The sequence below is a fragment of the Campylobacter avium LMG 24591 genome (assembly GCF_002238335.1).
Classification (GTDB): domain Bacteria; phylum Campylobacterota; class Campylobacteria; order Campylobacterales; family Campylobacteraceae; genus Campylobacter_D; species Campylobacter_D avium.
On sequence record NZ_CP022347.1, the window covers coordinates 968,605 to 982,582 of the forward strand.

Below are 13,978 nucleotides of genomic sequence, written 5' to 3' on the forward strand. Positions count from 1 at the left end.
AAAAATGAAAAATGAGATAATAAAAATAATAGGCGCAAGAGAAAATAACCTAAAAAACATAAGCCTAGAGCTTCCTAAAAACAAACTCATAGTCTTTACCGGACTTTCAGGCTCTGGTAAATCCACCCTAGCCTTTGATACACTTTATGCAGAGGGGCAAAGAAGATATATTGAGAGTTTAAGCTCTTATGCTAGGCAGTTTTTAGATAGAGTTGCAAAGCCAGACATTGACAAGATAGAAGGCCTAACTCCTGCCATAGCCATAGATCAAAAAACCACCTCTAAAAACCCTCGCTCAACGGTTGGAACCATCACTGAAATTTATGATTATTTAAGACTTTTATACGCAAGAATTGGCAAACAACACTGCCACAACTGCGGCAAAGAAATTTCATCTATGGGTGCAAGTGATATAGTAAATGAAATTCTAAAGCTGCCAAAGGGTGCAAAAATCATCATCTACGCCCCGCTTGTAAGAGAAAAAAAAGGAAGTTATGTAGACTTACTGGAAAATCTTAGAAACAAAGGCTATGTAAGAGCGCAAATAGACGGAGTTACCGTTAGGCTTGATGAGGATATAGAATTAGCAAAAACCAAAAAACATAGCATAAAACTCATCATAGATAGACTAGAAATAAAAGAAGATCTTTTAGCAAGACTTGCAAGTGATGTAGAAAAAGGCTTGGAGGAAAGTTTTGGCGAACTTGAACTAGAGGTTTTAAACGCTGAAGAGCTAGGCATTGCAAAGCATTTTCACTATAGCGAGCACAATGCTTGTTTTGCTTGTAAATTGTCCTTCGTGCCCATAGAACCGCTTAGCTTTTCTTTTAATTCACACAAAGGAGCTTGCGAGAGCTGTGATGGGCTTGGAATTCGCTACAGCATAGATCTTAAAAAAATCATAAATGAGTGCTTAAGCCTAGAACAAGGTGCTATTAAGATAATGAGTGGCTTTCACAGGGCATATTATTATAAATTCTTACTAGCTTTTTGTGAGCAAAATGAAATAAATCTTAAAATCCCATTTTCTGAACTAAAAGAAGATGAAAAAAAACTTATCTTGTATGGCAGTGCTAAGGAAGTTGAGTTTTTATGGAAAAGACACAGGCTTAAAAGAAAATTTGAAGGCGTTGTAAAGATAGCTTATGACATCTTAAAGGATGAAAAGGATCTTGGCGATTATATGAGTGAAAAAACTTGCAAGGATTGCAAAGGACATAGACTAAGACCTCAAAGCCTAGCTGTTAAGGTGGCTGATAAAAATTTAGGCGAAATTTTAGATATGAGTATAGAAGACTGTGTAAATTTCTTTAATGCGGAAAAAAATTTCTCCTATCTAAGCAAACAAAATGCCTTTATAGCAAAGCCCATACTAAAAGAGATAAATGAGAGATTATTCTTTTTATATGATGTGGGGCTTGGATACTTAAGCTTAGGACGCGATGCAAGGACTATTAGCGGGGGTGAAGCACAAAGGATACGTATAGCCTCTCAAATAGGCTCAGGACTTAGCGGTGTTATGTATGTGCTGGATGAGCCTAGCATAGGACTACACGAAAGAGACACTCAAAAGCTCATAAAAACGCTTAGAACCTTGCAAGAAAAGGGAAATACCTTAATAGTAGTAGAACACGATAAAAAAACCATAGAAAATGCTGATTATATAGTAGATATAGGTCCTAAGGCTGGTAAATTTGGAGGAGAGGTGGTTTTTGCTGGCACTTTTAAAGAGCTTTTAAAGGCTAAAAGCGAAACGGCTTTATATATGAGTGCTAAAAAAGATGTTAATCAGCTTAAAAATAGAAAGCAAAAAGAGTGGCTAGAGCTTAAAAATGTAAGTATAAATAATATAAAAAATTTAAATGTGAAATTCCCCCTTTCAAATTTAGTAGCCATAACAGGAGTTTCAGGCTCTGGAAAAAGCTCACTCATACTTCAAACCCTGCTACCTTTCGCAAAAGAAGCGTTAAATCACGCAAAAAAGATTAAAAAAATCGGCTCTGTGGAGATAGAAGGGCTTGAAAAACTAGATAAGGTAATCTACCTAGACCAAAGCCCTATAGGAAGAACTCCTCGCTCAAACCCTGCAACCTACACAGGAACAATGGACGAGATAAGAAATCTCTTTGCTCTTACAAAGGAAGCAAAGATGAGAGGATACAAAAGCGGACGCTTTTCTTTTAATGTAAAGGGTGGAAGATGTGAAAAATGTGCTGGAGATGGAGAGATAAAGATAGAAATGCACTTCTTACCCGATATAATGGTGCTTTGCGATGCTTGTGGAGGCAAAAGATACAACGAAGCTACGCTTGAGATAAGATATAAGGGCAAAAATATAGCTGATGTGCTTGCTATGAGCATAGCTGAGGCTTATGACTTTTTTAGCTCTGTGCCAAAGATAAGGCAAAAGCTAGATACCTTGATAAAGGTTGGACTTGAGTATCTAAGCCTTGGACAAAATGCAACCACACTAAGCGGCGGGGAGGCTCAAAGGATAAAACTAGCTAAAGAATTAAGCAGAAGCGATACAGGAAAAACCCTTTATATACTTGATGAGCCAACCACAGGACTGCATTTTGAAGATGTGAATAAACTCGTATCTGTTTTACAGCACTTAGTAGATCTTGGAAATTCAATCTTTGTGATAGAGCATAACTTAGATGTTATAAAAAATGCTGATTATATCATAGATATGGGACCTGAAGGAGGAGTAAAAGGAGGCAAGGTTATAGCTACAGGCTCTGTGTCAAAACTAGCAAAGGAGCATAAAAAAAGCGGCTCTTATACGGGGTATTATTTAAGCTTGGAAAAGATCTAAGCTTAACATCTTAATTAGCTCTTGATTGTTATTTTGCTTCGCGTAAAATAACAAATCCCTCCCCTCATTATCTTTAACAGTAGTATCCGCCCCTGCCTCAATCAACGCAAAGGCTTGTTCGCTTAGATTGTATTTAACAGCGGATAAAAGCGGGGTTTCTCCTTGCTTATCCCTAAATTCTAAGCCTATACTTTTAAGAATTTCAAAAAGCTCCTCACTTTTACTATCAAAATACAGATAATAAAGATAAATCATTTCTTGGTCATTTGGCTTATAAGCATTGTCAAGCATATATTTCACAATCTTTTTAGAGCCAAAACACACAGCATTAAAAAAAGCAAGACTTGTGTCAAAATGATATTCTTTGCTTAAAACAGCAAAGCTTTGCAAAGCGTCAAATTTAAGCGAAATTTCAAGCAGGGAAGCCCTTTGCTTAGAACTTAAATGTTGTAATTTTTCATCTAGTAAAAATCTCAAAACTTGAATTTTGCAAAGTGCTATGGCTAAGTAAAACAAAGTGTATAAATCGCTAAATTTTGCATTTTTCAAAGAATTTAAATCATCATAAAGCACGTACAAACAAGCCTTATCTATAAATTCATAGTCATAAAAACTTTTTAATCTCTTGCTTACTTGCTTAAATCTTTTTAAGAAAAAATCACTCATGATGAAATTAAAATTTATCAAAGCAAAGCTTTCAGGGTAAAATTTCATACCCTTAAACAAAGCGTAATCATCGACATTAGCATTGTTTTCAAGCAGCAAACGCACCGCCTCGTGGTTTGAACAAAATGCAGCAAAACAAAGGCTATTTACTTGCTTAAATTTTATACGCATTTTTTTCACACCGCTATTTGCCACAAAACTAGCATTTTTGCCAAGTCTTAAAAACAAAAGCTCCTTTTTTTCACTATCGCTTAAATTCAAAAACAAATTTTTTGACTGAATTTCTTTGATGTATTTTATAAGCTTTATTTCGTTTTCATCTTCTTTAAAACTTACTTTTATATGTTTAGAAAGCATGATATTTATAAAATTTAAGTCATTTAAAAACACAGCATAATGAAATAAAGATAAGCCCTTAAATGTGCGAATTTTCCACCATTTATTAGCATTTTGCAAATTCTTAAAAAATCCTACATAATCCTTAGCTTGCATACAGTGCAAAGCCTTATAAAAAGGCGAGTAAAACACCCTAAGCAAATAAAATAAAAGCAATAAACATAATACATCAAAAAAGACTGCCACAAAAGAATACATACTTAAAGATAAGATAAGTTTAAGACTTAACACAACGATACAAGCAACAAGAACCCGCCTATAAGTTTTTACCTTTCTAAACGGCGCTAAAAAATACTCATATATAAATACCGCAGATAGTATAATATAAAAGAAAGCATATAAAAAAGCTAGAAAAAACACCACAAAATAATAAAAAGCATAAGCTGTATCACTCATCATAAAGACATCCTAAACACTATACTACAGATATTTATAGTACAAAAATTCTAAATTTTGCTTTAAATTTAAATACAAAATTTTCAAAGCATAAAAAGGCTATAATACAAAAATGTTAGAAACTTTATCGTACCCATTTTTAGCCCTTGTTTGCTTTATCTCAGCTAGTATTTATCCGCTAGCTTCAGAAGCCTTTGTCGTAAGCTTTGTGCTAGCAGGCTTTGATAAAATAACAGTTTTTATAGTGGCTAGCTTATCAAATACCCTTGGTTCCTTAAGTACATATTTACTAGGCTTTTTTGCCTCTAAATTTTTCTTAGAAAAATATCTAAAAAAGAGCATTCAAAAGGCCCAAAAATACAAAAAATACTGCGATAAATACGGATTTTTGCTCGCATTTTTCGCCTTTTTGCCTATAGTTGGAGATATTTTTGTGCTAGCACTTGCCATAAATAAATACCCTGTGTTAAAAGCTAGTATTTTTATATTTCTAGGCAAGGCTTTTAGGTATTTTATACTACTTTCTTTGCTTTAAGCTTTGATGTGCTAAGCTTTGGACTTAAATTTATAAGGATTTTACATGAAAATATTAACGATAATAGACAGTTTTGGCTTATTTTTTAGACTATTTTACGCCCTTAAGGCCTTAAAAAATTCAAGTGGTAAAGATAGCGGCATGATAAAGGGCTTTGCTGATTTTATTTATAATTTAGAAAGTGAATTAAAAAGTGATTATGTAATCTTTGCTCTAGATAGCAAGGGAGAAAACATAAGAAATAGCATAGACCCATCTTATAAAAGCAACAGAAACGAACCACCTGCCGAGCTTTTAAGCCAACTTCCCGTTTGCATACAAATGATAAAGGATATGAAATTTGCACATTTTCAAAAGCAAGGCTATGAAGCTGATGACATAATAGCAACTGTCGTTAATCTTTTAAAAGATGAGGATGTTTTTATAAGAATTATTACTCAAGATAAGGACCTTTACCAACTCATAAAAGATGATAAGGTAAGCATTTACAGTCCTATTTCTAAAAGGGAATACGACGAGGCAGCTTGTTTTGAAAAATACGGAGTAAAACCAAAACAAATCAAAGATTTTTTAGCTCTGTGCGGAGATAGCGCCGATAACATCAAAGGCGTTAAAGGCATAGGCGAAAAGGGTGCAAAAAAGCTTTTGGATGATTTTGAAAACATAGAAAATATTTATGAAAATTTAACCTTGGTAAAAAACGAAAGAACCAAAAAATTACTGCTTGAAGGCAAAGAAGACGCCTTTGTGTCTAAAAAACTAGCAAAATTATACGATGATTTGGATTTAAATTTGAATTTAGAAGAATGCAAAATGCCCACAAAAGCCTTGCTAAATGTAGTAAATACCCTGCAAGAATACGAACTAAATGCCTTGCTTAAAAAAATAGCAGTAAAAGATATAAAAAATACCCAAATTAGCACATTTAAAAGCACCGTGCTTGATGATAGCCAAAAATTATTTGAAATGTTAAACAAGCTTGATAAAGAAACCGTGGTCGCCTTTGATACTGAAACAACCGGGCTTGACACAAAAAATGCTAAGATAGTTGGCTTTTCTTTTGCCATAAATGAGGATGAGGCCTTTTATGTGCCAATAGCTCACAAAAATCTTTCTAAGCAAATTAGCCTTGAGGACGCTAAAAAGGCTATATCCATAATATTTGAAAATTTCGTGGTGGGACATAATTTAAAATACGATTTTGCGATAATAAAGCAAAATTTTAATATCAACTTAGCGCAAAAATACGCCGACACCATGATACTTGCTTGGCTTAAAGAACCCGGCTCAAGGATAAGCTTAGACATCTTGGCAAAAAAATTTTTTTCTTACGAAACCATACATTTTGAAGATATAGTAAAAAAAGGCGAAAGCTTTTGCGATGTGGATATCAACACAGCTTGCAAATACGCGGCAGAGGACGCTTACATAAGCCTTAAGTTGTATTTTTATTTCTTACAAAATTTAGAAAAAGAACTCTTTGACATAGCCCTTAAGCTTGAATTTCCTTTTATCAAAGTCTTGCTAAATATGGAAGAAAAAGGCATAAAGCTAGATAAAGAGGCCTTAAAAGCCATAATGTGCGACTTTGAGCAAGAAATTAACAAAATCAAAGATAAAATTTACAGCTTAGCTGGCGAAAATTTCAACATAAACTCACCGCAACAAGTGGCGCAAATCTTATTTGAAAAACTAGCTCTAGAGGGCAAAAAAAAGGGCAAAAGCGGCTTTTTATCAACAGATGAAAAGGTTTTAAAAGAACTTATAAACGAACATGAGATAGTGCCTGAAATTTTAGCCTATAGAGAGCTTTCCAAGCTTTACTCAACCTACTGCGAGCCTATACTGAAATTTGCACAAAAGGATGAAAATTCGCGGATTTATTCTAACTTTTTACAGCACGGAACGGCTACGGGCAGGCTATCATCAAAAGAGCCAAATTTACAAAACATACCAGCACACGGCCAATATGCCAAAAAATACAAATCCTGCTTTGTGGCACAAGATGGCTTTTCGTTTTTAAGCATTGATTATTCGCAAATAGAACTAAGAATGCTAGCTCATTTTAGTGAGGATGAAAAACTGCTAAGTGCTTTTAAAAACGACGAGGATATACACGCAAAAACTGCTATGATGATTTTTAATGAAGTAAATTACGAAACAAGAAGCATAGCAAAAAGCATAAATTTCGGGCTTATCTATGGCATGGGCTATAAAACCTTAAGCAAAAATTTACAAATTCCAGCAACACAGGCCAAGCTTTACATAGAAAAATACTTCGAAAATTTCACAAGCATAAAAAAATACTTTGAAAGAGTAAAGCAAGAAGCTAGGGAAAACGGCTATATAAAGACCTTGCTGGGCAGAAAGAGGTATTTTAATTTTCAAGAAATAAATGCGAAAATTCTAGCAAGTTACGAAAGAGAAAGCGTAAATTCTATACTTCAAGGCTCGGCTGCTGATATTATAAAACTAGCTATGTTAGAGCTTGATAAGGATTTAGATGATGATAAAAGGCTGATTTTACAAATTCATGATGAATTGATTTTTGAGATAAGAGATGAAATAGTAGAAAAATTTGCCAAATTTGCTGAAAATGTTATGAAAAATATTGTAAAATTAAAAGTTGATTTGAAAACTTCATCAAGCGTAGCTAAAAAATGGGGTGATTTGAAATGATAGTTTTAAGGAGACTGTATGGATTTAACCACTATACTTGGTATGATATTTGCAACAACTAGTATCTCGGTAGGAGATATATTAGAAGGTGGAAATCCTCTACATGTTATCCACTTAAGCTCCGTTCTTATAGTTATTCCAACCGCTATGTGCTGTGCGATTACTTCGGTGCATAAAAAATCACTTAAAAATGCCTTTAAAGAATTAAAGATAGCTTTTACAGGTGCTAAGGTAAATTTAGGTGAGCGTATAGCTCAAATAGTTGATTTTTCAATAGTTGCAAGAAGAGACGGTTTATTAGCTTTAGAGTCAAGAACAAATGAAATAGATAATGATTTTTTAAGAAGTGCTCTTATGATGCTAGTTGATGGAAAAAGCTTTGATGAGATAAGAGAGACTATGGAAATTCAAACAGAAGAGCTTGAAGAACACTACAAGGAGGCTGGGGAGTATTGGATACTAGCTGGTGAAACTTGTCCTACAATGGGACTAGTTGGAGCGGTTATGTGTCTTATGCTTGCCCTTCAAAAGCTTGATAATCCTCAGGAAATGGCTATGGGTATATCTGGAGCTTTTACAGCAACGGTTACTGGAATTTTTGCCTCTTACGCTCTTTTTACTCCTTGGGGTCGCAAAATGATAGCAAATGGCAAGGACTACGTAAAAGAACAAATCGTTATAGCAGAAGGTATAAAAGGCATAGCTGAGGGTGCTAATCCAAGAGATTTAGAAGCAAAGCTATTTAATTACCTCTCACACGATGATGCTAGAATTTCACAATTTGAAAAGTAGGATAAAAAATGGCTAAAAAACATAAATGTCCAGAATGTCCTGCTGGCGAAAAGTGGGCTGTTCCTTACGCTGACTTTTTGTCTTTATTGCTTGCCCTATTTATCGCTTTATGGGCTATTTCTGAGTCAAACCCAGCCAAAACAGAGGCATTGAAAACTGAATTTATAAAAATCTTTGATTTTTCTCCCTCAAATGTTGTTGAGAGTGAAACCTCCAATCAACAACAATATAAGGGTGCTTCAAAGACTCCACAAGATGAGCTAGAAGCACTCAAAGAACTAACACTAACCCAACAAGAAACAATCAAAAAGCTAAAAGCTGCACTAGATCAGCAAGAAAACCAAGTAGCCTTACAGCTTCCAGCGAGGATTGAATTTGAAAGAGGGAGTGCTGATATAGTATCTCAAGATGTAAGAGATTTTTTAAAATACATGGTAGATTTCACCAAGGGTTTGCCGTCTAAAATTCAAGTTGAGATTAGAGGCTACACTGATAATAGCGACACAGCGTTAAGAAGCTTTGATTTAGCTTATAAAAGGGCTGAAAACGTTGCAAATTATTTTATAGAAAATGGGGTAAATACCAAAAGCATAAGCATAAAGAGCTTTGGTCTAAATCAACCGCTTGACAACGACGCTTCGCTTACAAAAAATAATAGAGTTGAAATTTATTACAAGATGGATGTAACGGATGAACAAACTCAAAAATCCGTCATAGAAAGGCTGGATACTTTTAATCCTTAAGGAAATTCTTTGTGATTTAGTTAAGTAAATTTGCTTAAACTAAATCACAAAATAAAACTAGGCTAATTCTCCGTGTTTTTCATAGCTGCTTATCTTTGAAATTTGATTATCTTCATCTACAAAAACAACCTTGGGTTTAAAATTTAGAGCCTCCTTTTCGTCCAAATTCGCATAAGCCATTATTATAACCTTGTCATTTTTTTGCACCAAACGAGCCGCCGCTCCGTTTAAACAAATCACGCCCTTTTCCTTAGAAGCTATGGTATAGGTTTCAAATCTAGCCCCGTTATTTACATTTACAACTTGCACCTTTTCATACTCTAAAATTCCACTTTCTTTAAGCAAATTTTCATCTATGCTTATGCTTCCAACATAATCAAGCCTAGCCTCAGTTACCTTGGCTCTGTGAATTTTAGCCTTTAACATAGTAAGCATCATATCTCGCCCCTTAAATAATTATCTATAAGCCTTGTTTTTCCAACAAAAACGGCTAAGGCTACTAAAACTTCATCCTTTATCTGCTCTAATTCTTGCATAGTTTTTGGATTTACCAAGGATATATAATCAATCCTTGCTAAATTTTCTTTTTCTATTTCTTTTTGCATAGCCTCTTTTATTTTAAAAGCCTCTTTTTCGCCCTCATCTAGCATTTTTTTAGCTAAGGCTAAAGCCCTGCTAAGACAAAGGGCTGACTTTCTTTCATCTTCGTTTAAATAAACATTTCTTGAGCTTTTTGCTAAGTTATCAGCCTCTCTTACTATGGGACAAATTTTTATTTCTATATCTAAGTTTAAATCCCTTACCATCTGCTTAACCACAGCACATTGCTGCGCGTCTTTTTGTCCAAAATATGCTCTGTTTGCGCCTGTGATATTAAAAAGCTTCATAAGCACAGTGCAAACCCCTCTAAAATGCCCTGCTCTGCTTGCTCCGCACAAAGTATTTGTTAAAGAGTTCATATCAACATAGCTTGAAAAGCCCTTTGGATAAAGCTCCTCTACACTAGGGCAAAAAAGTATATCCACACCCTCATCCTCGCACAGCTTAGAATCTCTTTCTAAATCCCTTGGGTATTTATCCAAGTCCTCATTTGCTCCAAACTGCATAGGATTTACAAAAATGCTTACTATGAGCCTCTCATTTTCTTTCTTAGCAGCTCTCATAAGGCTTAAATGCCCCTCGTGCAAATAACCCATAGTTGGCACAAAGCCTATACTTAAATTTGCTTTTTTATACTCTAAAAGCTCTTTTTTAAGCTCTTTTATGCTTTTTATAATTTTCATTCTTAGTCCTAATAAAGCTTATCAAGCCATTCATCATCTAAGTCAAAAGAAAAGTCAGCACTAGGAAAAATACCGCCTTTAACCTCTTTTATATACTCTTTTACCGCTTCTTTTGGATTAAAATTTGCGTATCTTTTTACAAATTTTGGCTTAAAGTCCTCATTTATGCCCAGCAAATCGTGATAAACTAAGACCTGTCCATCGCAGTATTTTCCAGCACCTATGCCTATAGTTGGAATTTTAAGCTCTTGTGTGATTTTTTGCGCTAATTTTGTAGGCACACATTCTAAAACAAGCATAGAAGCCCCAGCACTCTCAACCGCTCTTGAGTCCTTTAATAATTTTTGAGCTGCCTCGTAATTTTTACCCTGCACCTTGTATCCTCCAAGTGCGTTTATAGCTTGTGGGGTCAGTCCTAGGTGTGCAACTACAGGAATTTTTGCCTTGCTTATCATTTCTATGCTTTTACAAATTTCTTCTCCACCCTCAAGTTTTACGGCATTTGCCCTACCCTCTTTTATAAATCTTGTAGCGTTTTTTAAGGCTTCATACTCACAGCCCTCATAAGAACCAAAGGGCATATCGCTTAAAACAAGGGCGTTTTTAGCAGCTCTTGAAACAGCCTTTGTGAAAACTAGCATTTCATCAAGGCTTACGCTTAAGGTATCTTCAAGCCCTAAAACAACCATAGCTAAGGAATCACCAACCAAAATCACATCTATACCGGCCTCATCCACAGCCTTTGCACTTAGGTAATCATAAGCGGTTAGCATAGTGATTTTTTCATTTTTGCCCTTTTTTTCTAAAAGGCTTAACATACTCTTTCTCATCCAAACCTCACGAAAAAATTTTAAAAATTTTAAGCTTTTTTTTAAAATGAAAATTTAATACAAAATTTGTATTTTCATAAATTTATAGCCCTTGTGCTACTAATTTGCAACACAAACTTAAAAAGCTATAAAAAATTTCATTTTAATCAATCTTTAAAGATAAAAAAAAAAAAAACAGTTATAATATTTTCCAAATTTTTATCAACTAATAAAGGTTATTAAAATGTCTATAGTATGGTCTAAAGACTTTTCTATAAAGAATTTGGAGCTTGATGAACAACACCAAATTATATTTGATATAACACACGAAGCTTATGAGCTAGCCAAAAGGGCAAATGAAGAAAATTTAAGCAAAGAAGATGAAGCACAGATAAAAGAGGGGCTAAAAGGCTTAATTTATAGAATTTTTGAGTATATGAAGGTGCATTTTAAGGATGAGGAAAAATACATGAAAGAATTAGAATTTCCCTTACTTGAGCAGCACATAAAACAGCACAGGGAATTGATTAGCAAGACAAAGGAGCTTCTATATCTTGGTGCTGATTTAAAAAATTTTGCAACCGAATTTAAAAATTTCACTACAGGCTGGATACTAGAGCATTTCGTAAACGGCGATGCTTGGATAACAAACTACAAATACAAAGCCTTTCATGTAAGCGAAATTCACTGCTCCTTAGAAAGCTACAAAAAGCTTCACAACATGAAACAAGACTTAAATTCGCAAAAACATTTTACTTATATCTGTGCTTGCAAATTAAAGCTAACTCACATAGCACAAAGCATTCATGATGAACTTCTGCAAAAAGAAACTGTTTTAAAATGCGATGATTGCGGCCAAATTTTAGTATTTTTGCAAGATGAGATAGATGAAGATAGTGGAAATTTCGCGTCTTTGAAAAAAGAGTTAGAAGAGTTGAGCATATGAGTAAGGAATTAGTTGCTACTTTTAAGCCTTATGAACTCTTAAAACAAGAACAAAGCTCTAGAAAGGTGGAGCTTGACTTTGAGATAGTTGATTTTGAATTTATATGCGAGAAAAACAAAAGATACAAGGTTTATGGCAAAGACAATCTAGAAATGTTTTACTCTGATGATTTTTTCGTAAAGAATTTTGACAAAATAACGCAAAAATTTTTCATAAACATTCTTCCAAAAAAAGATTTGCCTTTTGAATTAAAGCTAAAAGCTGATTCAAATTTAGTAAAGATAGAAGCTAAAATAACAAGCAACCGTCCTTTTTCATACTATGAGAATTTAAAAAGAGATTTGTATCAGTGTATTTACAAGACTTTGGCTAAAAATAATCTTTTAACGCTAAGGCTAGATAAAAATTTAGATAACAACTTGGAAAACTATATTCAAGTATACAAAAACGGCGAAGCCATACAAGAATTTGAGTTCTTGCTTGCCTTAGGAAGCTATCCTATAGAGCACCAAAACGATGAGGCTATATTTTACAAACAAGCTCAGGTAAAGCAAATTTATGATGAGGGCGTTTATGCAAATCCGGTTCCAAAAGATTGCTTGCTTTTTGAGTATATATACAGAAAAATGGGCAGAGAGGGCAGGAATTTAAGGGGAGAAATTTTAGCTTTAGAGCCTTTAAAATTTGTGGATAATCCTTTTGTTTTAAAGGATGAAAGCATATATAAGGTCGAATTTGCAGATAGGGCTAAATACTACGCAAATGATTACGGCTTTTTAAGAAAAGATGACAGAGGTTTTTTTATCTCAAATACCATACAAGTTTCACAAGTTGATTTAAAAAACACAGGTTCTATAAAAACAAATGTAGATGAAAATACCGTGGTGGAGGTTTTGTATAACGATGTTATAGAGGATGCGGTAAAATCAGGTATCGTAAATATACAGTCAAGCGATGTAAAAATAAGAGGAAGCGTAGGCGCCACAAAGCTAAATGCAAAGAATTTAGAAATTAAGGGCGTAACGCATAAAAAATCAGACATAACAAGCAAAAATGCTTACATAAAAACCCACAAAGGCTTTTTAGAAGCTGAAAATGTATATATCGAAAATTTAGAAGACGGCATAGTAAGGGCAAAAAATGTTTATGTGAAAAACTGCTTATCAGCAAAGATAGAAGCACAAAATATCTACATAGAAAATCTTTTAAACAACAACAAGCTATACCCAAAGAAAACCTTAGTAATAGAAAATAGCATTAAAAACTTAAATTTGATACACATAAGCCCCGTAAATGTCCTAGCAGCTGATAATACCAATGATGAGTATAAAAACATAAAAGATTTAAGCATAAAGGTGGCTAAGGAACTTGAGCTAATAACAACTAAAATGCAAAATTTATACCGCTACCTAGTTTCTAATCAAGTTCGGGTTTTGCAGTATAAAAAAGACGATGAAAATGGAAATTTAAGTGATTTGCAAGAAAGATTGCTAAAACTTTATGAAAACAATATAGACAAATACAATTCCTATGTAAAGCAGTATGAAAATATAATATACATGAAACACAAAATACATAAAAAGATAGATTTTTTTGACACTATGTGTTTTAAAGTAAATGTCTATATCAAAGCTCTTAACATAGGCGAGGCAAATATCTTGGCCTTTTATCCGCAAGGAAGCAGGTATTTAGAATTTAAAAAAATGCTTGGCTTTGTGGATACCAACAAAAAATTCATGCTAGTAAAAGATGACAATAACGAAACTTACATAAAATCCAAGAAAAATTTTAACGAAATCGAGCTAGAAAATTTAAAAGCTTACCTAGAAAAGCTAGCAGGTAGAGATGATTTTTACGAAATTTAAGAAAGATAGAAAGTAAAAAGATTTAGATTAACGGAGGCTGGCCTCCGTTT

The 13,978-nt window shown here is 33.9% G+C and carries 11 protein-coding genes; 7 read left to right on the top strand and 4 right to left on the bottom strand.

Annotation, left to right across the window (positions count from 1 at the left end):
* The first annotated feature begins 4 nt into the window (after positions 1–4).
* Positions 5–2,818, top strand: coding sequence for an excinuclease ABC subunit UvrA (gene uvrA, locus CAV_RS04915; RefSeq protein ID WP_094325385.1), 2,814 nt, complete (start codon positions 5–7; stop codon positions 2,816–2,818).
* Here the strand turns inward: uvrA and CAV_RS04920 are convergent.
* On the bottom strand, positions 2,798–4,279 hold the full coding sequence (locus CAV_RS04920) for an ankyrin repeat domain-containing protein (protein ID WP_094325386.1): 1,482 nt from the start codon (positions 4,277–4,279) through the stop codon (positions 2,798–2,800). The genes uvrA and CAV_RS04920 overlap by 21 nt on opposite strands.
* A gap of 109 nt (positions 4,280–4,388) precedes the next feature.
* Between CAV_RS04920 and CAV_RS04925 the strand changes: the two genes are divergently transcribed.
* Genes CAV_RS04925 through motB form a run of 4 tightly spaced genes read left to right on the top strand, consistent with a single transcriptional unit; the run spans position 4,389 to position 9,025 of the window.
* Entirely contained in the window at positions 4,389–4,811 is a 423-nt protein-coding gene (locus CAV_RS04925; RefSeq protein WP_094325387.1) for a YqaA family protein, read from the top strand.
* Positions 4,812–4,856: 45 nt separating this feature from the next.
* Positions 4,857–7,490 carry a DNA polymerase I gene (gene polA / locus CAV_RS04930; RefSeq protein WP_094325388.1) on the top strand — a complete coding sequence of 878 codons (2,634 nt, stop codon included), beginning with the start codon at positions 4,857–4,859 and terminating at the stop codon, positions 7,488–7,490.
* A gap of 18 nt (positions 7,491–7,508) precedes the next feature.
* Positions 7,509–8,282, top strand: coding sequence for a flagellar motor stator protein MotA (gene motA, locus CAV_RS04935; protein WP_094752826.1), 774 nt, complete (start codon positions 7,509–7,511; stop codon positions 8,280–8,282).
* 8 nt (positions 8,283–8,290) lie between these two features.
* The gene (gene motB, locus CAV_RS04940; RefSeq protein WP_094325390.1) at positions 8,291–9,025 is read left to right on the top strand and encodes a flagellar motor protein MotB; all 735 of its coding nucleotides are present in this window, start codon (positions 8,291–8,293) and stop codon (positions 9,023–9,025) included.
* Positions 9,026–9,082: 57 nt separating this feature from the next.
* On the opposite strand, the gene panD is transcribed toward motB, so the two are convergent.
* From panD to panB, 3 genes are read right to left on the bottom strand one after another with little or no spacing between them, the layout of a single operon-like run.
* Positions 9,083–9,463: an aspartate 1-decarboxylase gene (gene panD / locus CAV_RS04945; RefSeq protein ID WP_094325391.1), complete on the bottom strand. Its 381-nt coding sequence runs from the start codon at positions 9,461–9,463 to the stop codon at positions 9,083–9,085.
* The gene (gene panC, locus CAV_RS04950; protein ID WP_094325392.1) at positions 9,460–10,308 is read right to left on the bottom strand and encodes a pantoate--beta-alanine ligase; all 849 of its coding nucleotides are present in this window, start codon (positions 10,306–10,308) and stop codon (positions 9,460–9,462) included. The genes panD and panC overlap by 4 nt, the downstream gene beginning before the upstream one ends.
* A gap of 8 nt (positions 10,309–10,316) precedes the next feature.
* Positions 10,317–11,138, bottom strand: a complete 822-nt coding sequence (gene panB, locus CAV_RS04955) for a 3-methyl-2-oxobutanoate hydroxymethyltransferase (RefSeq protein ID WP_094325393.1) — start codon at positions 11,136–11,138, stop codon at positions 10,317–10,319.
* Positions 11,139–11,361: 223 nt separating this feature from the next.
* On the opposite strand from panB, the gene CAV_RS04960 reads away from it, so the two are divergent.
* Positions 11,362–12,063, top strand: coding sequence for a hemerythrin domain-containing protein (locus tag CAV_RS04960; protein ID WP_094325394.1), 702 nt, complete (start codon positions 11,362–11,364; stop codon positions 12,061–12,063).
* The gene (locus CAV_RS04965; RefSeq protein WP_094325395.1) at positions 12,060–13,928 is read left to right on the top strand and encodes a flagellar assembly protein A; all 1,869 of its coding nucleotides are present in this window, start codon (positions 12,060–12,062) and stop codon (positions 13,926–13,928) included. The genes CAV_RS04960 and CAV_RS04965 overlap by 4 nt, the downstream gene beginning before the upstream one ends.
* The last annotated feature ends 50 nt before the right edge of the window (positions 13,929–13,978 follow it).